This is a genomic window from Mycolicibacter longobardus (assembly GCF_002102265.1).
Taxonomy (GTDB): Bacteria; Actinomycetota; Actinomycetes; order Mycobacteriales; family Mycobacteriaceae; genus Mycobacterium; species Mycobacterium longobardum.
On the sequence record NZ_LQPG01000010.1, the window covers coordinates 22,775 to 41,048 of the forward strand.

At 68.5% G+C, this 18,274-nt stretch carries 19 protein-coding genes and 1 pseudogene; 17 read left to right on the forward strand and 3 right to left on the reverse strand.

Going from position 1 to position 18,274, the window contains the following annotated elements; all coding sequences use genetic code 11:
* Positions 1–56 precede the first annotated feature (56 nt).
* The 10 genes and pseudogenes from AWC16_RS04455 (at position 57) to AWC16_RS04500 (ending at position 9,726) form a co-directional block, all read left to right on the forward strand.
* The gene (locus AWC16_RS04455) at positions 57–485 is read left to right on the forward strand and encodes a VOC family protein (RefSeq protein WP_085263594.1); all 429 of its coding nucleotides are present in this window, start codon (positions 57–59) and stop codon (positions 483–485) included.
* 54 nt (positions 486–539) lie between these two features.
* Positions 540–988, forward strand: a pseudogene (locus AWC16_RS04460) (hypothetical protein).
* Complete coding sequence (locus AWC16_RS04465; protein ID WP_207572257.1) at positions 985–2,511, forward strand: class I adenylate-forming enzyme family protein; 1,527 nt, start codon at positions 985–987, stop codon at positions 2,509–2,511. The pseudogene AWC16_RS04460 and the gene AWC16_RS04465 overlap by 4 nt, the downstream one beginning before the upstream one ends.
* Before the next feature lie 36 nt (positions 2,512–2,547).
* On the forward strand, positions 2,548–3,795 hold the full coding sequence (locus AWC16_RS04470; protein ID WP_085263595.1) for a DNA recombination protein RmuC: 1,248 nt from the start codon (positions 2,548–2,550) through the stop codon (positions 3,793–3,795).
* Positions 3,796–3,804: 9 nt separating this feature from the next.
* Complete coding sequence (locus tag AWC16_RS04475; RefSeq protein WP_085263596.1) at positions 3,805–4,455, forward strand: TetR/AcrR family transcriptional regulator; 651 nt, start codon at positions 3,805–3,807, stop codon at positions 4,453–4,455.
* 55 nt (positions 4,456–4,510) lie between these two features.
* The gene (locus AWC16_RS04480; protein WP_085263597.1) at positions 4,511–5,323 is read left to right on the forward strand and encodes an SDR family oxidoreductase; all 813 of its coding nucleotides are present in this window, start codon (positions 4,511–4,513) and stop codon (positions 5,321–5,323) included.
* 22 nt (positions 5,324–5,345) lie between these two features.
* A complete protein-coding gene (locus AWC16_RS04485; protein WP_085263598.1) occupies positions 5,346–6,572 on the forward strand; it encodes an acyl-CoA dehydrogenase family protein in 1,227 nt (408 codons plus the stop codon).
* Positions 6,569–7,351, forward strand: a complete 783-nt coding sequence (locus AWC16_RS04490; protein WP_085263599.1) for an SDR family oxidoreductase — start codon at positions 6,569–6,571, stop codon at positions 7,349–7,351. The genes AWC16_RS04485 and AWC16_RS04490 overlap by 4 nt, the downstream gene beginning before the upstream one ends.
* Positions 7,348–8,376, forward strand: a complete 1,029-nt coding sequence (locus AWC16_RS04495; RefSeq protein WP_109561280.1) for a phosphotransferase family protein — start codon at positions 7,348–7,350, stop codon at positions 8,374–8,376. Before AWC16_RS04490 ends, AWC16_RS04495 begins: the two co-directional genes overlap by 4 nt.
* Before the next feature lie 75 nt (positions 8,377–8,451).
* Positions 8,452–9,726: an MFS transporter gene (locus tag AWC16_RS04500; RefSeq protein ID WP_085263869.1), complete on the forward strand. Its 1,275-nt coding sequence runs from the start codon at positions 8,452–8,454 to the stop codon at positions 9,724–9,726.
* 7 nt (positions 9,727–9,733) lie between these two features.
* Here the strand turns inward: AWC16_RS04500 and AWC16_RS04505 are convergent, their stop codons facing one another.
* On the reverse strand, positions 9,734–10,474 hold the full coding sequence (locus AWC16_RS04505) for a dienelactone hydrolase family protein (protein ID WP_085263600.1): 741 nt from the start codon (positions 10,472–10,474) through the stop codon (positions 9,734–9,736).
* 31 nt (positions 10,475–10,505) lie between these two features.
* Between AWC16_RS04505 and AWC16_RS04510 the strand changes: the two genes are divergently transcribed.
* The 3 genes from AWC16_RS04510 to AWC16_RS04520 are packed head-to-tail and all read left to right on the forward strand — an operon-like array spanning position 10,506 to position 13,011.
* A complete protein-coding gene (locus tag AWC16_RS04510; RefSeq protein ID WP_085263601.1) occupies positions 10,506–11,306 on the forward strand; it encodes a thymidylate synthase in 801 nt (266 codons plus the stop codon).
* On the forward strand, positions 11,303–11,800 hold the full coding sequence (locus AWC16_RS04515; protein ID WP_085263602.1) for a dihydrofolate reductase: 498 nt from the start codon (positions 11,303–11,305) through the stop codon (positions 11,798–11,800). The genes AWC16_RS04510 and AWC16_RS04515 overlap by 4 nt, the downstream gene beginning before the upstream one ends.
* The gene (locus AWC16_RS04520) at positions 11,788–13,011 is read left to right on the forward strand and encodes a winged helix-turn-helix domain-containing protein (protein ID WP_085263603.1); all 1,224 of its coding nucleotides are present in this window, start codon (positions 11,788–11,790) and stop codon (positions 13,009–13,011) included. Before AWC16_RS04515 ends, AWC16_RS04520 begins: the two co-directional genes overlap by 13 nt.
* On the opposite strand, the gene AWC16_RS04525 is transcribed toward AWC16_RS04520, so the two are convergent.
* Together AWC16_RS04525 and mbp1 are read right to left on the reverse strand one after the other, a co-directional pair.
* Entirely contained in the window at positions 13,008–13,700 is a 693-nt protein-coding gene (locus AWC16_RS04525) for a DoxX family protein (protein ID WP_085263871.1), read from the reverse strand. The genes AWC16_RS04520 and AWC16_RS04525 overlap by 4 nt on opposite strands.
* A 20-nt stretch (positions 13,701–13,720) precedes the next feature.
* Entirely contained in the window at positions 13,721–13,963 is a 243-nt protein-coding gene (gene mbp1 / locus AWC16_RS04530; RefSeq protein WP_085263604.1) for a microaggregate-binding protein 1, read from the reverse strand.
* Positions 13,964–14,252: 289 nt separating this feature from the next.
* Between mbp1 and AWC16_RS04535 the strand changes: the two genes are divergently transcribed.
* The 4 genes from AWC16_RS04535 to AWC16_RS04550 are packed head-to-tail and all read left to right on the forward strand — an operon-like array spanning position 14,253 to position 18,261.
* Positions 14,253–14,858 (forward strand): sensor domain-containing protein, encoded by a 606-nt coding sequence (locus AWC16_RS04535; RefSeq protein ID WP_234812130.1) that lies wholly within the window; start codon positions 14,253–14,255, stop codon positions 14,856–14,858.
* 31 nt (positions 14,859–14,889) lie between these two features.
* Positions 14,890–15,642: an FAD-dependent thymidylate synthase gene (gene thyX, locus AWC16_RS04540; protein WP_085263874.1), complete on the forward strand. Its 753-nt coding sequence runs from the start codon at positions 14,890–14,892 to the stop codon at positions 15,640–15,642.
* A gap of 32 nt (positions 15,643–15,674) precedes the next feature.
* Entirely contained in the window at positions 15,675–16,577 is a 903-nt protein-coding gene (dapA, locus tag AWC16_RS04545) for a 4-hydroxy-tetrahydrodipicolinate synthase (RefSeq protein WP_085263875.1), read from the forward strand.
* A 7-nt stretch (positions 16,578–16,584) separates the two neighbouring features.
* On the forward strand, positions 16,585–18,261 hold the full coding sequence (locus tag AWC16_RS04550) for a ribonuclease J (protein ID WP_085263873.1): 1,677 nt from the start codon (positions 16,585–16,587) through the stop codon (positions 18,259–18,261).
* Positions 18,262–18,274: the final 13 nt, after the last annotated feature.

Below are 18,274 nucleotides of genomic sequence, written 5' to 3' on the forward strand. Positions count from 1 at the left end.
CGACTGTACCTGGGCGGACTGACAAGATGCCGCGCTGCGTCTCTACGCTGGGCCGGATGGAACAGCAGGTGCACTTCGTCACCGTGGCCGCGATCGATTTGGCCGCCACCCGGCGGTTCTACGGTGCGCTGGGCTGGAGCCCGCTGCTGGACGTCGAGGGCGAGATCGTGTTCTACCAGACGGCGCCGGGGCAGGTGCTGGGCTTTTTTCTGGCCGACAAGTTCAACGAAGATCTGGCCCTGCCCGGCGATCATTCCCGGGTCTCCGGGGTCACCGTGGCCCACAACGTCGACAGTCCGGACGAGGTCACTGCGCTGGCCGACGCCATGGCCGCCGCGGGTGGCACCGTCGTCAAACCGCCGCAACCCGGCCAGTTCGGCGGGGTGTTCCACGCGCAGATCCAGGACCCGAACGGACTGATCTGGGAGATCGCCCACAATCCCGGCTGGCGAATCTCGGCCGACGGCGCCGTGCACCTCGGCTGAGGCGACCGGGCGTCGTAGGGTGGCCCGGGGGGAGTAGCGCGAAAGGACAGCACGATGCCCTCTCTGCTGAGCATGGCGCTGGGCGCAGCACCGGTTTTCGGTGGCGCCCTGCTTACCGCGGCGGCCGGGCAGCTGAAGGGCCCCGACCTGCGCGCCCTGATCAAACAGGACCTCGACCTGCTCGACCGGATCCCGGCGGAGCAGACGCAGCGACGAGCGGACCTGCAACGCACCATCGATGAGCGCATCGACGACCTGGTGGCCGCGTCCGACCGGAGCAGGGCACTGCGGGCCGCGGCGATCTCATATCAGGGCAACTGGCGCGACGTGGTGTTGTTCGCGTGCTCGGTGCGTTCACCTATGTCTGGTGGCACGTCAACCATGAGCGCGGCAACTGGTTGCCGATGTTCGTGGTGTTGATCTTGGTGTCCGTCACGACAGCGGTCTACGCGTTGCGCGGGACGCTGCGGAGCCTGGCGCACAGCCGGCGGCGCCGGCGATGACCGGAATCGTCGAAATTCCACGCAGCCACAACCCTTTTCCGACGACCGGGGTGGACCGCGACCGCAACGGTGTCGCGCACTACCGGCAGCTGCCCGCGACCCTGCTGGATCTGCTTGCCGAGCAGTCCGAACAGCGGCCGGACAGCGAGGCCGCGGTCGAACTCGGCGCCGGAGGGCTGACCTACCGGCAGCTGTGGCAGCGAGCGGCCCGGGTGGCCGGCGGGTTGCGTGCCGACGGCCTGGGGCGCGGTGACCGCGTCGGGTTGCGCTACTCCGCGGGCCTGGACTGGGTGCTGGCGTTCTGGGGGACCCTGATGGCCGGCGGAATACCGGTGGCCGTCAATACCCGTTCGGCCGTACCGGAAGTCGACTTCGTGCTGGCCGACGCGGGCGTTCGCGTGGACCTGGCGCCCGGCACCGCGCTGCCCGACGGCGAACCGTATGTGGTGGACGGACTCGAATCGGCCGACACCGCGGCACTGTTCTACACCTCCGGCACCACCGGCAGTCCCAAGGGAGTGCCCACCACCCACGAGGCGTTCTTGACCAACGCCGAGAACATGATGCGCACCCTGGGCCGGTCCCGGCAGCTGGGCGAGCAGTTCCGCACGCTGATCTCGGTCCCGCTGTTTCACGTGACCGGCTGCAACTCCCAACTGTTGGTCGCCGCGTACACCGGCGGCACGGCGGTCATCATGCCGTCGCTGAATCTTCCCGAGTTGATCGCAACGCTGCCTGCGCAACGGATCTCATCGATGGTGACGGTGCCCGCGATATACGCGCTGCTGCTGCGGCACCCGGAGTTCGCCCGGCTCGACGTGAGCGGGGTGCGGTGGGTCGGTTACGGCGGCGCCCCGACGGCGCCCGCGCTGGTCCGCTCGCTGCGCGAGGCGTTCGGCGCGGCAAAGGTGTTCAACGGGTACGGCATGACCGAGACGGCGTCGCTGATGACGGTGCTGCCGGACTCCGATGCGGTGGCGCATGCGGATTCGGTCGGCTACGCGGTGCCGTCGGGCGACATCGGTATTGCCCCGCTCGGTGACGACCCGGCCACCGGTGAGTTGGTGGTGCGCGGCGCGAATGTGATGGGCGGGTACTGGAACCGGCCCGATGCCACGGCCGCCACGATCGTCGACGGCTGGCTGCACACCGGCGACGTGGTGCGCGTCGACGACGCCGGCCGGGTGCACATCATCGACCGCCTCAAGGACATCATCAATCGTGGTGGCGAGAACGTCTCCAGCGTCGAGGTCGAGGCCGCGCTGCTGTCGGCGCCCGGGGTCGCCGACGCCTGCGTGCTCGCGGTGCCCGACGACGTGATGGGCGAGAAGGTCGGCGCGGTGTTGCTCGGCGAAGACATCGACGTGGCCGCGGTGGTCGACCACTGTCGGGGCCAACTGGCGGACTTCAAGGTGCCGCAGTACATCACCGTGGTGACCGAGGAACTGCCACGCACCGCCAGCGGCAAACTGCTCAAAACGCGGCTGCGTGAGCAAGTGCGGTGGGGCCCGCCGCTGCGGTGACCGGGAAATGTCGGTGGCTCGCGCTAGGTTGCCGGCATGGACACAGCACTGCTGATCCTCCTGACCTCGCTGGCGCTGCTGGCGGTGATCCTGCAGGTGGTGATACTCGTACGTCCCGGCGGCAGCGCGATATCGCCCGAGCAGCTCGCCGCGCTGCGCGGCGACAGTGAGCGTGTGGAGCGAACGCTGCGTGAAGAACAGCACGCCGGTCGCGCCGAACTCGCGCAGGCCTTCCACCAGTGGCAGATGACCCTGCACCGCTTCGGCTCGACTCTGCAGGGAACGCAGGACAAGCTGGGTGCCACGCTGGACCGGCAGCTCAGGAGCCTGCAGACCGAGAACACCGCGCAACTGGAGAAGATGCGCGCCACGGTCGACGAGAAACTGCAGGCGACGCTGGAAACCCGGCTGGCGCAATCCTTCACGCAGATCTCGGAGCGCCTGGAAGCCGTGCAGCGGGGCCTGGGCGAGATGCAGACACTGGCCACCGGGGTGGGCGACCTGAAGCGGGTACTGACCAACGTCAAGACTCGCGGCATCTTCGGCGAAGCGCAACTGGCGGCGCTGCTGGCCGAGACGCTGACGCCCGAGCAGTACGCCACCAACGTCGTCACCGTGCCCGGTTCGAACGCGCGGGTGGAGTTCGCGATCCGGCTGCCCGGTGCCACCGGTGCCGGTGAGGTCTTGTTGCCGGTCGACGCCAAGTTTCCGCGTGAGGACTTCGAGCGCCTGCTCGATGCGCAGGAGCACGCCGACGCCGCGGGTGAGGCCGCCGCGCGGCAGGCGTTGATCCGGCGGATCGAAGCCGAAGCCGGCGACATCTGTGACAAGTACCTCGAGCCGCCGCACACCACGGACTTCGCGATCCTGTTCCTGGCCACCGAAAGCCTCTACGCCGAGGTGCTGCGCCAACCGGGGCTGTTCGAGCAGATCCAGGCCAAGTACAAGGTCACACTGGCCGGGCCCACCACATTGGCCGCCCTGCTCAACAGCCTGCGGATGGGTTTTCGCACCCTGGCGATCGAGCGGCGCAGCAGTGAGGTGTGGCAGGTGCTCGGAGCGGTCAAGACCGAGTTCGGGAAGTTCGCGGCCGTGCTGGAGAAGACCCGCAAGCAACTCGACACCGCTCGCAACACCATCGACACCGCCGGAGTCCGCACCCGCGCCATCGAACGCAAGCTGCGCGGGGTGGAATCACTGCCCGAGCCGGAGGCCGAAGCCATGCTGGGTGAGCTCGCCGGCGGTGCCGAGGAATTCAGTGAACTTGATATCGAATTCAGTTAAGCTCCCGGCATGGATGCCGTTCCGGCCGCCCCGGTCCGCCAGCCACCGGCGACGGTGCGCGGGGCGCGGACCCGGGCGGGCCTGGTGGCGGCGGCCCGCAAGGTGTTCGAGCGGGACGGCTACCTCGACGCCAAGCTGACCGACATCACCAAAGCGGCGGGGTGCGCGACCGGGTCGTTCTACACCTACTTCGCGAACAAAGAGGAGATCTTCGCGGCCGTCCTCGAGCAGGCGCAGCAGGACATGATGCATCCGGGGATGGGCCGGGTGAGCGATACCGACGACCCCTACGCGGTGCTCGAGGCGAGCAATCGTGCCTATCTGGAGGCGTATCGGCGCAATGCCCAGCTGATGGGGCTGCTGGAGCAGGTAGCCCAGATCGATCCCAAGTTCCGGGCCTTCCGGTCCCGGCGCGCCGATGCGTTCATCCAGCGCAACGCCGCCGGAATCGCCGACCTGCAGGAGCGGGGGATCGCCGGCGCCGACGTCGATCCGCTGCTGGCCTCGCGGGCGCTGTCGGGGATGGTGAGCAGGCTGGCGTACAGCATATTCGTGGCGGCGGAGGTCCCCGGCGGCTCGGACGTCGACTTCGAGGCGCTGGTCGACACGGTGACCCGGTTGTGGGCCAATGCGCTGAAATTCTCCACAGGCGGCCATTGAAGTTGAAACCGGATTCAACTACGGTGACGAACTACCGACAGCGAGGAAGGTGCCCATGAAGGTTGCCGAGCGGGTTGCCATAGTGACCGGCGGCGGTGGCGGTATCGGTGGCGCACTGGCGTCCGCACTCGCCCGGGCGGGGGCGAAAGTCGTGGTGGCCGACCTCGACGCCGAGGCCGCGTCGGCGGTGGCCGACCAGGTCAACACCGAACATCCGGGTTCCGCGGTCGGCAGCGGCGGCGACGTCGCAGACACCGAGACCATCCGGGAACTGATCGCACTGGCCGAGCGCGAGTTCGGGCCGGTCGACTTCTACTTCGCCAACGCCGGTATCACCGGTGCACCCGGACTGCCCGGCGAGGCGGACTGGGACCTGGCCATCGACGTCAATCTGCGCTCCCACATCCGCGCCGCGCAGCTGTTGATTCCCGACTGGGTACGCCGGGGAGAGGGATACTTCGTATCCACCGCATCGGCGGCCGGCCTGCTCACCCAACTCGGCGGCGCCACCTACGCGGTCACCAAACATGCCGCCGTCGGCTTCGCCGAATGGCTCAACATCACCTACGGCGACCAGGGTGTGCGGGTCAGCTGCCTGTGCCCGATGGGCGTCAACACCAAACTGCTCTACGCCGGTGAACAGTCCGGTGACCCGCAGGGCGATCTGGCCACCCGCGCGGTCACGGCAGCCGGCAACGTCCTGGAACCGGCCGAGGTCGCCGAGGAGGTGCTCGCCGCCATCGACGACGAACGCTTCCTGATCCTGCCGCACCCGGCCGTGCTGGAGATGTACCGGCACAAGGCCGCCGATTACGACCGCTGGCTGCGCGGCATGCGCCGCTACCAGCGCGGCCTGGTCAACCCGTAAGTGTCCTAGGTGAGGAGTCTGCATGTCCCTGTTTGAAATGTCGGAGCGTGCAACGAAATACCAGTCTGATCTGCTGGAGTTCATGGACAGCTGCGTGTATCCGGCGGAGCCCGTCTACGAGTCGCAGATGGCCGAATCCGGCAACCCGCACTTTCAACCACCGATCCTGGAGGAGCTCAAGGAGCAGGCGCGCAAGCGCGGCCTGTGGAACCTGTTCCACCCCCACCCGGAATGGGGCCCGGGCCTGACCAACCTGGAGTACGCGCCGCTGGCCGAAATCATGGGCCGCAGTCCGCATCTCGCACCGGAAGCCTGCAACTGCAGCGCCCCGGACACCGGCAACATGGAGGTGTTCACGCTGTTCGGCAGCGACGAACACAAGGAGAAATACCTCAAACCGCTGCTGGAGGGCACCATCCGGTCGGCCTTCGCGATGACCGAGCCGCAGGTGGCCAGCTCGGACGCCACCAATGTGCAGCTGGCCATGGTCAAGGACGACGCAGCCGGCGACTACGTCCTCAACGGCCGGAAGTGGTTCGCCTCCAACGCGTTGCACCAGAACTGCAAGGTCATGATCGTGATGGGCAAGACCGACCCGAACACCGCCATCCACCGGCAGCAGTCGATGATGGTGGTCCCGATGGACGCCCCGGGCGTCACCGTCATGCGCGGGTTGCCGGTCTTCGGCTACCAGGACCGTGAAGGCCACGCCGAGATCGACTTCAAAGATGTTCGGGTGCCGGCAAAAGACGTGCTCAAGGGCGAAGGCGAGGGATTCGCGATCGCCCAGGCCCGGCTCGGCCCGGGCCGGATCCACCACTGCATGCGGGCCATCGGCATGGCCGAGCGGGCACTGGAGTTGCTGTGTAGGCGCGCGCAGTCCCGGATCGCCTTCGGCAAGCCGATCTCTGACAACGCCAACATCCGCGACTGGATCGCCGAGGCGCGCATCGACATCGAGATGATCCGGCTGCTGACGCTGAAGACCGCCTATCTGATGGACACCGTCGGCAACAAGGCAGCGCAGGTCGAGATCGCCGCGATCAAGGTCGCCGCGCCCAACATCGCGCTCAAGATCGTCGACCGGGCCATCCAGGTACACGGCGCCGGCGGCGTCACCGACGACTTCCCGCTGGCCGGCTTCTGGGCCCACCTGCGCACGCTGCGGCTCGCCGACGGCCCCGACGAGGTGCACCAGCGCGCCATCGCCCGCCAGGAACTGCGCAAATACCGCGAGGACGCACGATGACGGCGCAGGATCTCACCGGGCGCACCGCCATCATCACCGGCGGGTCGCGGGGAATCGGGCTTGCGATCGGACAGCGGCTGGCCGAAGCGGGCGCCAACGTGGTCCTCACCTCACGCGACCAGGAGAGCGCCGACGCCGCGGCGGCCCAGGTCAACGGCAACGCGCTGGGTGTGGCCGCCCACGTCGCGGAAGACGCTGCCGCGAGGCGGTGCATCGAAATCACCCTGGAGAGGTTCGGCAGCATCGACATCCTGGTCAACAACGCCGGCACCAACCCCGCTTACGGGCCGCTGATCGACCAGGACCACGGCCGGTTCGCCAAGATCTTCGACGTCAACCTGTGGGGACCACTGCTGTGGACGTCCTGCGCGGTCAAGGCGGGACTCGGAGAGCGTGATGGGCACAGCGGGGTGGTGCTGAACACGGCTTCGATCGGCGGAATGAGTTTCGCGCCGCTGATGGGCATGTACAACGCCACCAAGGCCGCGCTGATTCACATCACCAAGCAGCTCGCGCTTGAGCTGTCCCCCGGGATACGGGTCAACGCGATCTGTCCGGGCGTGGTGCGCACCAAGATGGCCGAGGTGTTGTGGAAGGAACACGAACAGGGGCTGTCGGTCACGACGCCGCTGGGCCGGATCGGCGAGCCAGCCGACGTGGCCGAGGCGGTGCTGTTCCTGGTTTCGGATGCGTCAAGCTGGATCACCGGCCAGACCCTGGTCATGGACGGCGGCCGAATCCTCGGGGACGCAACCGGATTCCGGGCAGGTCTGGCGTGACTGACCAGCCGCTGGGCATCGACCCGGCAGCGGTTGCCAGGTGGATCATCGAGCTGGGCCTGCCGGCCGAGGGGCCGGTGCGCTTCGAGCGGATCGGGATCGGACAGTCCAACCTGACCTACCTGGTCTCCGACGGCGCCGGGAACAGCTGGGTGCTGCGCCGGCCGCCGCTGGGCACGCTGCTGGCCTCGGCCCACGATGTCGCCCGGGAGGCGCGGATCCTCTCGGCGCTCGGCGACACCGACGTGCCGACCCCGCGGGTGTACGGGCTCACCCGAGATACAGACGACACCCCGCTGCTGTTGATGGAGTACGTCGACGGGGTGGTGGTGGATCGGATGGCGGTGGCGGAGTCGCTGACGCCACAGCGGCGGCGGCAGATCGGGCTGTCAATGCCCAAGACCCTGGCCAAGATTCACGCCGTCGACATCACCGCGGTGGGCCTCGATGATCTGGCCAGCCACAAGCCCTACGCGCAGCGACAGCTCAAACGCTGGGCCGGCCAATGGGAGAAATCCAAGACGCGAGAGCTGCCGGCACTCGACGACCTGACCCGGCGCCTGGCCGCTGCCGTCCCGTCGCAGCAGGAACTGACCCTGGTGCACGGCGACTTCCACCTGCGCAACGTGATCACCTCGCCGGACAGCGGTGAGGTGATCGCGGTGTTGGACTGGGAGTTGTCCACCCTCGGTGACCCGCTGGCCGACATGGGCAGCCTGCTGGCGTACTGGCCGCAGCCCGGTGAGGAGCACATCGCCGGGGAGTTCGTGATCAGCACGCTGGACGGCTTCCCGGACCGGGCCGAGCTGGCCAGGGTGTATCTGGAAGAAACCGGGCGCGACGCGGAGACGTTGCAGTACTGGCATGCGCTCGGGTTGTGGAAGGTCGCGATCATCGCCGAGGGCATCGTGCGGCGGGTACTGGACAACCCGGCGAACAAGGCCGCCGCCGGCACCCCGATCACCGCCTGGATCGACGCTCTCGTGGACAAGGCACGCGAGGTTGCCGACGAGGCGGGAATCTAAGATCGGTCGGTGACTCGCACCCGCGAACCCGAGCTGGTCGATGGGGTTCCGCGCCGGCGAATTGCGGTGGCGTCGATGGTCGGCACCACGGTCGAGTTCTACGACTTCTACGTGTATGCGGCCGCCGCGGTCACCGTATTCCCGCATCTGTTCTTCCCGTCGGGTCATCCCACGGCCGCGCTGTTGGCATCCTTGGCGACATTCGGCCTGGCGTTCGTGGCCCGGCCGGTGGGCTCGATCCTGTTCGGCCACTTCGGCGATCGGGTGGGCCGCAAGACCACCCTGGTGTCGTCGTTGCTGCTCATGGGGGTCGCGACGTTCCTCATCGGTGTGCTGCCGACCTATCACCACATCGGTCTGGCCGCGCCGATACTGCTGGCCGTGCTGCGGTTCAGTCAGGGCTTGGCACTGGGCGGGGAATGGAGCGGTGCGGCGCTGCTGGCCACCGAGACCGCCGAACCGGGACGCCGGGCGACGGCGGGAATCTGGCCGCAACTGGGTGCGCCCCTGGGCTATCTGCTAGCCACGGCGATCTTCCTGGTTCTGTTCACGTGGCTGCCCGCCGGCGCGGACGGGACCGGGCCGTTCCTCACCTGGGGCTGGCGCATCCCGTTCCTGCTGAGCGCCGTGATGGTGGTCGTTGGGCTGTATGTCCGGTTGCGGCTCACCGAAACCCCGGTTTTCGCGCGGGCGGTCGCCGCCGGTGCGCCGGTGAACGCTCCTATCGCAGCGCTCCTGCGGGGCAGCTGGCGCCAGCTGGTCATCGGCACGTTGGTAATGGTGGTGCCCTACACGCTCTTCTACACCGTGACGACCTGGAGCCTGAGCTACGGCACTGCCAAACGTCCGCCCGAGGGCTTCGGGCTGGGCTACGGCTACGCTGACTTCCTCGAGCTCCAGTTGATCGCCGTGGTGTTTTTCGTCACCGTGCTGCCGATCGTGGGCAGGCTGGCCGACCGCTTCGGCCGGCGCCCGCTACTGCTGATCTTCACAGCCGGAATTCTGGTGTACGGGACCACCTTCGGCGCGTTCCTGAGGCCGACCGCCTCCACCGGCACGATGTTGATCTTCCTGATCGTCGGAATGACGTTGATGGGCTTGGCGTTCGGTCCGATGAGTGCGCTGCTGCCCGAACTGTTCCCGACCAATGTTCGCTACACCGGTTCGGGCGTCGCGTACAACGCGGCGAGCATTCTGGGGGCAGCGGTGGCGCCATTCATCACCACGTGGCTGGCCGCCGAACACGGTGTGAGTTGGGTGGGCGGTTATCTGTCGGTTGCGGCTGCGTGCTCGTTCGCGGCGCTGCTGGCGATGCGCGAGACCAGGGACACCGAACTCGTGGACGTCTAACCGCCACCTACCCGCCCAGCGCGCCGCCGAACACCTCGCGCATCGCCGCCCAGTGCCGGGCCGCGGCGTCGGCGTCGTAGGGCGGATTGTCGGGTACGGCGAAACCGTGCGCGGCGGGGTAGAACTCGACGGTGTGCGCAACGCCGGCCGTGCGCAGCGCCTCGTCCAGCGTCGCGGCCTGCTCCTCGGTGAACGATGCGTCGTTCTCGGCTCCGGCCACATAGACCGTGGCGCGCATCTTCCCGGCCAGCAGGTGCGGGCTGTCGGCGGCATCGGTGACCAGCCCGCCGCCGTGGAACGACGCCGCCGCTGCCACCCGGTCCGGCACGCGTCCGGCCACCACCACCGAGGTGCGGCCACCCATGCAGTAGCCGCACACCCCGAACCGCTCACCGCGCACCTCGGGGCGGCCGGCCAGGTAGTCGAAGAACGCCGCCGCGTCGACGGCCATCCGGTCGGCTGTGACGCTGTGCAGCATCGACATCAGCCGGCCGCGTTCCTCGGCGTCGCCGAACGCCGTGGCCATGTCGAACGGCGCCCAGTCGCCGTGCCGGTAGTACACATCCGGCAGCAGCACGGCGTAGCCGAAGCCGGCAAGTTCGGCGGCCATCTCCTCAAACGTCGGCCGGACCCCGCCGGCGTCGGGGTACATGACCACGCCCGGCCAGGGGCCGGTGCCCTCCGGGGTGAACAGGCGAACCGGGCAGTCGCCGTCGGGAGTGGTGATGGTGTCAGCGTGGCTTGGCATGGCCTCCGTTCTACTCCCGTAAGCTGCAGGCGTGCCGATCGCCACACCGTACGAGGATCTGCTGCGGTTGGTGCTTGAGAGCGGAACCCCGAAGGCCGACCGCACCGGCACCGGCACCCGCAGCCTGTTCGGCCACCAGCTGCGCTACGACCTGTCCGCCGGTTTTCCGCTGATCACCACCAAGAAGGTGCACGTCCGCTCGGTGGTCTACGAGTTGCTGTGGTTCCTGCGCGGCGATTCCAACATCGACTGGCTGAATGAACACGGCGTCACCATCTGGGACGAATGGGCTTCTGAGACCGGTGATCTGGGTCCGGTCTACGGCGTGCAGTGGCGGTCCTGGCCGACCCCGTCCGGAGAACACATCGACCAGATCGCGCGGGCGGTGGAGTTGTTGCGCACCGATCCGGATTCACGTCGCATCATCGTCTCGGCGTGGAACGTCGGCGAACTGGACAAAATGGCACTGGCGCCCTGCCACGCGCTGTTCCAGTTCTACGTCGCCGACGGGCGGTTGTCCTGCCAGCTCTACCAGCGCAGTGCCGACCTGTTCCTGGGCGTGCCGTTCAACATCGCCAGCTACGCGCTGCTCACCCACATGATGGCCGCGCAGGCCGGGCTGGGCGTCGGTGAATTCGTCTGGACCGGCGGGGACTGCCACATCTACGACAATCACGTCGCGCAGGTGCGCCAGCAACTGTCCCGGCAAGCCCGTTCCTACCCACAACTGGTTCTGGCGCAACGGGATTCGATATTCGACTACACCTTCGAGGACATCGAGATCCGGGACTACGACCCGCACCCGGCGATCAAGGCGCCCGTGGCGGTATGACGATCGGCCTGATCTGGGCGCAATCCGTTTCCGGTGTCATCGGTCGTGACGGCGGCATCCCGTGGCGGGTGCCGGAGGATCAGGCCCGCTACAAGGAGCTCACCATGGGCCACACCGTGGTCATGGGGCGCCTGACCTGGGAATCCCTGCCCGCCAAAGTTCGGCCGCTGCCGGGCCGGCGCAACGTCGTACTGACCCGGCACCCCGGCTATGTGGCCGACGGTGCCACGGTCGTGACGTCGCTGCAGGACGCACTCGACGGCGACGACGACATCTGGGTGGTCGGCGGCGCAGAGATCTACGCGTTGGCGTTGCCGCTGGCCAGCCACTGCGAGGCGACCGAGATCGACATCGACCTGCCGGTCGCCGACGGTGACGCGGTGGCCCCGGTGCTGGACCAATCCTGGGTGCGCAGCGCGGGGGACTGGTTGACCAGCCGAACCGGGCTGCGCTATCGGTACGTGCATTACCACCGGCCGGCGTGCCCGTCCTGACCGCGGCGCAGGCACGCCGAATCGCCGTCACCGCACAGGGATTCACCGAAGCCAAGCGGTCCGCCGTCACCCGGGCGCAGCTGAAACGGCTGATCTCACGCATCCAGGTACTGCAACTGGACTCGGTCTCGGTGGCGGTGCGCGCCCACTACGCCCCGGTGTTCAGCAGGCTCGGCCCGTATGACCGCACCGTGCTGGACCGGGCCGCGTGGAGCCACAGTGCCCGCTCTCCGCGGCTGCTGATCGAATACTGGGCGCACGAGGCGGCGCTGATGGCCGTCGACGACTGGCCGCTGATGCGCTGGCGCATGCGGCAATGGCCGCATGGCCGGTGGGGCGCCAATATCGTGCGGGCCAACCCGCAGCTCGTCACCGACGTCACCGCCGCGGTCGCCGAACTCGGCCCTGCCACCGCCGGCCAGATCGAAGAGCACCTGGCGGCTAAGTGGTCAGTATCGGGGCGCGCGGGCAAGGGTCCTTGGTGGAACCGCAGCGACACCAAATGGGTGGCCGAGGCGCTGTTCGCCGCCGGGGTACTGACCACCGCCACCCGGGTCGGGTTCGCCCGGCACTACGACCTGGTGGAGAACGTGCTCCCGCCGCAGGTGCTGGCCACCGAGGTCGACGACGACGAAGCCGTCCGTGAACTGGTGCGCCGCGCCGCCGGCGCGCTGGGGGTGGGCACCGAGGCCGACCTGCGCGACTACTTCCGGCTGTCGGCCGCCCAGACCAGACCGGCGATCACGCAGCTGGTGTCCGCCGGCGAACTGCAGCCGGTGACCGTGACCGGCTGGAACGCACCGGCATACCTGCGTGCCGGGCAGACGATTCCACGGACCGACCGAGGCACCGCACTGCTCTGCCCGTTCGACCCGCTGATCTTCTTCCGGCCCCGGGTACAGCGGCTGTTCGACTTCCACTACCGCGTCGAGATCTACACCCCTGCGGACAGGCGTCGGCACGGCTACTACGTCTGGCCCTTCCTGCTGGACGGAGAGCTGGTCGGCCGGGTGGACCTCAAAGCCGACCGGGCCCACGATGCCCTGCACGTCGTGGGCGCGTTCGCCGAAGAGGGCCGATCCCGCCAACGGGTAGCCGAGGCACTCGTCGCCGAGCTGAGGTCGATGGCGTCCTGGCTCGGGTTGAGTCGGGTGAGCGTGGGGCAGCGCGGGGATCTGGCGGCCGAGCTGCTCCGACGGGCGGACGGCTAGGCGCGGTGAATGCGGCGGCGCGCGCTGTCAGCCAGTTTGGTCGCACCTTCTCGGGCCGCGTGCGCCAGCTCGGTTCCGCGTTCGGCGGCGACTTCGGCGAGCTGCGCTCCCCGTTCGCCGGCCGCCTCGAGTAGCGGTCCGGCGTGTTCGGCGCCGGCCAGCAAGCCCGCGCTCACCCTTTCCCCGACGGTCTCCAGCGCGCCATCACCGGACGTGATGGGCAAGGCCTCGGCTGCCTGGCGGTAGGCGCGACGCGCAACGCGACGGGCCCGCCAGCCCAGCGAAGGCTTCCCCTCGGTGTCCGCGGCCGCGATCATCAATCCGCCGATCAGGCTCACGTCGGTCAGGAACGCCTGGCGCTGGTCGGCCCTGCGCTGCGCGTCGGGCTCCGCCCAGAACCGGTGCCCCCCGGCGCTACCCGGAATGACCGTGCCCGCCAGCACCGCAGCCGCGACCCGCGGCAGTCGGCCGCTGGCCAGCAGAACACCCCCGCCGATCTGCACCAGCGCGTTGGCTCTGGCGAAAGTTTCGACGTCCGACGGCACCTTCGCCGCTATCTCGTCGGGCAACTGCTTGAGCCCCTCGAACGCCGGACGGGCCGTCTGCCCGGCTTGCTGCGGCTGGCGAAGCGCCTGGACGCCCTGACCGACAAACGCCGCCGCGAGCAGCGGACGTGCGATCTTACGCATCAACACGCACGGTCCCCCTACTACTGTTCGGCACGCTGGCGTGCCTCATCGGCGGCGGCCTTCGCGCGGGCCTTCTCAGCCTCCGCTTCCTTGGCCGCAACCTCGCGTTGGGCCTCGGCCTTGTCCTGCTGGGCTTGGCCTTCCCGCTTGAGCGAGTCGTCACCAGTCACCGTGCCGACGGCCTCCTTGGCCTTGCCCTTGACGTCTTCAACGACGCCTTTGATACCGGCCTCGGGCCCGCTGTCCTTGTCACTGTCACTCATGTGGTGCCTCCCTAACTCAGCAGGCCGGAGTGGCCCGCCCGGTTCGCTCGGAATACCCGGCGGGCTTACAACGTAAACTTCGCCGGTTTTTGACCGGCGCGGCTTCCCGGACCGCGCTAGGGTGACGACCGGGAGCTGATCGGTGCCGCCGAGGACTGGGTGCACCGATCCGGGGTCGGGATTCGGGGTGGGTCGGGTGCGGGGTTCTGTTCTGTGGGTTTGCGTGGTTGTCGGCTGCGTTCTGGCGGCCGGATGCGGCGATCCCGAGAAGACGCCTCAGCCCGTCGCCGTGACGTCGTTGCCAACCACCACCACCACGGTCGCGCCCGTCGCCGAGGACGCCCTGCGGGCGCTGCTGCTCACTCCTGAGCAGGTCAATCCCATCATGGAGGCGACTGACATGGCCGTCACCCGCACCCACACCGCCCTGTCCGACGACAGTGCCACGATGGAGCCCCTGGAATGCCTGGCCATCGACGGCGCGGCCCAGGAGCAGGTGTACGCCGGCAGCGGCTACACCGGAGTGCGCGAGCAGATGCTGAGCGAGGGTGACGAATTCGAGCACTTCGTCGATCAGGCCGTCATCGCGTTTCCGTCGGCCAAGCAGGCTGCCGCGTTCTTCGCCAGCGCCGCCCAACAGTGGCCCGCCTGCCATGAATACAGCCATATCCAGAGCGGCACCACCTGGACCGCGGGACCCATCGTCAACGCCGACGGCATGCTGAGCACCGTCGCGTCACAGGACAACGCCGGCAACGACGTCAGCTGGGCGTGTGGGCGGGCACTGACCGTGGCCAACAACGTCGTCGTCGATGTCAACACCTGCAGTGCGGACCCGAGGGACACCGCGGTCGTCATCGCCGGGCAAATCGCCGCGAAAGTGCCGAACGGCTGACGCCGGTCCCGCACGCCTTAAGGTGAATGCCGTGGCTGAGACGGCGCCGCTGCGCGTGCAACTGATTGCCAAGACCGAGTTCACTCCGCCGCCGGACGTGCCGTGGAGCACCGACGCCGACGGCGGCCCGGCCCTGGTCGAATTCGCCGGTCGCGCCTGCTACCAGAGCTGGTCCAAGCCCAACCCGCGAACCGCCACCAACGCCGCCTACCTCAAGCACATCATCGACGTCGGGCACTTCTCGGTGCTCGAGCACGCCGGCGTGACCTTCTACATCACCGGAATCTCCCGATCGGCCACCCACGAGCTGATCCGGCACCGGCACTTCTCGTTCTCCCAGCTGTCGCAGCGCTACGTCCCTGAACCGGATTCGCGGATCGTGGTGCCCCCGGCCATGGCCGACGACCCGGAGCTGCAGCAGATCCTGGCCGAGGCCGCCGATGCCAGCCGCGCCGCCTACGTCGAGCTGCTGGCTCGGCTGGAAGCCAAACTCGCAGATCAACCCAATGCGGTGTTGCGGCGCAAGCAGGCCCGGCAAGCCGCTCGCGCCGTGCTGCCCAACGCCACCGAGACCCGCATCGTGGTCACCGGCAACTACCGGGCCTGGCGGCATTTCATCGCGATGCGGGCCAGCGAGCACGCCGACGTCGAGATCCGCAGGTTGGCCATCGAGTGCCTGCGGCAGCTCACCGAGGTGGCCCCGGCGGCATTCGGAGACTTCGAGATCAGCGCCCTGGCCGACGGCACCGAAGTCGCGACCAGTCCGCTCGCCACCGAGGTCTGAGCCAGTCCGCGGCGCCAGGTAATCTTATGGCCGTGAGCAGCAGCGGATTCGACGCCAAAGCGCAGTTGGGCACCGTGCTCACCGCTATGGTGACCCCTTTCGGCGCGGACGGCGCGGTGGACACCGAGGCCGCGGGGCGCTTGGCGAATCACCTGGTCGACGCGGGTTGCGACGGCCTGGTGGTCTCCGGGACCACCGGTGAGTCGCCCACCACGGCGGATTACGAGAAGCTCACCCTGCTGCGCGCCGTGGTGGAGGCGGTCGGCGACCGGGCCCGGGTCATTGCCGGGGCCGGCAGCAACGACACCGAGCATAGCGTTCGGCTTGCCGAGGCCTGCGCCGGGGTGGGTGCGCACGGTCTGCTGGTGGTCACGCCGTACTACTCGCGCCCCTCGCAGGCGGGTCTGCTCGCACACTTCACCGCGGTCGCCGACGCGAGCGCGCTGCCGGTGATGCTCTATGACATTCCGGCCCGGTCGGTGGTGCCGATCGCCCCGGACACGATCTTCGAGCTGGCGGAGCATCCGAACATCGTCGCGATCAAGGACGCCAAGGGGGATCTGCACGCCGGCGCGCAGATCATCGCCGAGACCGGGCTGGCCTACTACTCCGGCGACGACGCCCTGAACCTGCCGTGGCTGGCGATGGGCGCCACCGGCTTCGTCAGTGTGATCTCGCACTTCGCCGCGAGCCAGCTGCGTGACATGTTGGCCGCGTTCGCCGCCGGTGATGTCGACACCGCCCGCAAGATCAACGTTTCGATCGCACCGCTGTGCAACGCGATGGGCCGCACCGGCGGGGTCACCTTCGTCAAGGCCGGTCTACGGCTGCAGGGCTTCGACGTCGGCGACCCACGGTTGCCGATGGTGCCCGCGACCGCGGCCGAGGCCGACGAGCTCGCCATCGACATGCGCGCCGCGTCCGTCCTCGGGTGAGGTGCGGGTGACTGAGGATCTCAAACCGCCGGGTCCGCTGACCGAAGGCGGGCTGCGCGTCACCGCGCTCGGCGGTATCAGCGAAATCGGTCGCAACATGACCATTTTCGAGCACCTCGGCCGACTGCTGATCATCGACTGCGGGGTGCTGTTCCCGGGCCACGACGAGCCCGGCGTCGACCTGATCCTGCCGGACATCCGGCACATCCAAGACCGGCTTGAAGACGTCGAGGCGCTGGTGCTCACCCACGCCCATGAGGACCACATCGGCGCTATTCCGTTTCTGCTCAAACTGCGCCCCGACATCCCGGTGGTCGGTTCGAAATTCACCCTCGCCCTGGTAGCCGCCAAGTGCCGGGAGCACCGCATCAAGCCGGTGTTCGTCCAGGTGGCCGAGGGCCAGCGCAGCACCCACGGGGTGTTCGAGTGCGAATACTTCGCGGTGAACCACTCCATTCCGGATGCGCTGGCGATCGCGGTGCACACCGGCGCGGGCACCGTGCTGCACACCGGCGACATCAAGCTCGACCAACTGCCACCCGACGGGCGCCCCACCGACCTGCCCGGCATGTCGCGTCTGGGCGATCGGGGCGTCGACCTGTTCCTGTGCGACTCGACCAACTCCGAGATTCCCGGTGTCGGGCCCAGCGAGAGCGAGGTGGGCCCCACCCTGCACCGGCTGATCCGCGGGGCCGAGGGCCGGGTGATCGTGGCGTGCTTCGCCTCGAATGTGGACCGGGTCCAGCAGATCGTCGACGCCGCGGTCGCGTTGGGCCGCCGGGTGTCCTTCGTCGGCCGATCCATGGTGCGCAACATGGGTATCGCCAAGGAGCTGGGCTTTCTGCGGGTGGCCGACTCCGACCTGGTCGACATCGGGGCCGCCGAGATGATGCCGCCGGAGAAGGTGGTGCTGGTCACCACCGGCACCCAGGGTGAGCCGCTGTCGGCGCTGTCGCGGATGTCTCGTGGCGAGCACCGGTCCATCACACTGACCGCCGGTGATCTGGTGGTGCTGTCGTCGTCGCTGATCCCCGGCAATGAGGAAGCCGTCTACGGCGTGATGGACGCGCTGGCCAAGATCGGCGCTCGGGTTGTCACCAACGCCGCGGCCCGGGTGCACGTCTCCGGGCACGCCTACGCCGGCGAATTGCTGTTCCTCTACAACGGGATCCGGCCCCGCAACGTGATGCCGGTACACGGCACCTGGCGGATGCTGCGCGCAAACGCCGCCCTGGCCGCTCGCACCGGGGTGCCGGAGGAGTCGATCCTGTTGGCCGAGAACGGCGTCAGCGTGGACCTGGTCGCCGGGCAGGCCAGCATCGCCGGGGCGGTTCCGGTCGGCAAGATGTTCGTCGACGGGCTCGTCGACGGCGACGTCGGCGACGCGACGCTGGGGGAGCGGCTGATCCTGTCCTCCGGGTTCGTCGCGGTCACGGTGGTGGTGCGCCGCGGGACCGGCAAGCCCGTGGTGCCGCCGCATCTGCATTCGCGGGGTTTCTCCGAAGACCCCAAGGCGCTGGAGCCGGCGGCCCGCAAAGTCGAGGCGGAGCTGGAATCCCTGGCCGCCGAGCAGATCACCGATCCCACCAGGATCGCCCAGGCGGTGCGCCGCACCGTGGGCAAATGGGTGGGCGAGGTCTACCGACGCCAGCCGATGATCGTGCCGACGGTGATCGAGGTCTAAAGGGGCCTAAAAG

Coding starts and splice junctions, on each gene's coding strand:
- AWC16_RS04475 (WP_085263596.1), top strand. CDS start 3,805: ATGGATGCCGTTCCGGCCGCCCCGGTCCGCCAGCCACCGGCGACGGTG.
- AWC16_RS04480 (WP_085263597.1), top strand. CDS start 4,511: ATGAAGGTTGCCGAGCGGGTTGCCATAGTGACCGGCGGCGGTGGCGGT.
- AWC16_RS04505 (WP_085263600.1), bottom strand. CDS start 10,474: ATGCCAAGCCACGCTGACACCATCACCACTCCCGACGGCGACTGCCCG.
- AWC16_RS04485 (WP_085263598.1), top strand. CDS start 5,346: ATGTCCCTGTTTGAAATGTCGGAGCGTGCAACGAAATACCAGTCTGAT.
- AWC16_RS04490 (WP_085263599.1), top strand. CDS start 6,569: ATGACGGCGCAGGATCTCACCGGGCGCACCGCCATCATCACCGGCGGG.
- AWC16_RS04465 (WP_207572257.1), top strand. CDS start 985: ATGACCGGAATCGTCGAAATTCCACGCAGCCACAACCCTTTTCCGACG.
- AWC16_RS04470 (WP_085263595.1), top strand. CDS start 2,548: ATGGACACAGCACTGCTGATCCTCCTGACCTCGCTGGCGCTGCTGGCG.
- AWC16_RS04515 (WP_085263602.1), top strand. CDS start 11,303: ATGACGATCGGCCTGATCTGGGCGCAATCCGTTTCCGGTGTCATCGGT.
- AWC16_RS04525 (WP_085263871.1), bottom strand. CDS start 13,700: ATGCGTAAGATCGCACGTCCGCTGCTCGCGGCGGCGTTTGTCGGTCAG.
- mbp1 (WP_085263604.1), bottom strand. CDS start 13,963: ATGAGTGACAGTGACAAGGACAGCGGGCCCGAGGCCGGTATCAAAGGC.
- AWC16_RS04455 (WP_085263594.1), top strand. CDS start 57: ATGGAACAGCAGGTGCACTTCGTCACCGTGGCCGCGATCGATTTGGCC.
- AWC16_RS04500 (WP_085263869.1), top strand. CDS start 8,452: ATGGTCGGCACCACGGTCGAGTTCTACGACTTCTACGTGTATGCGGCC.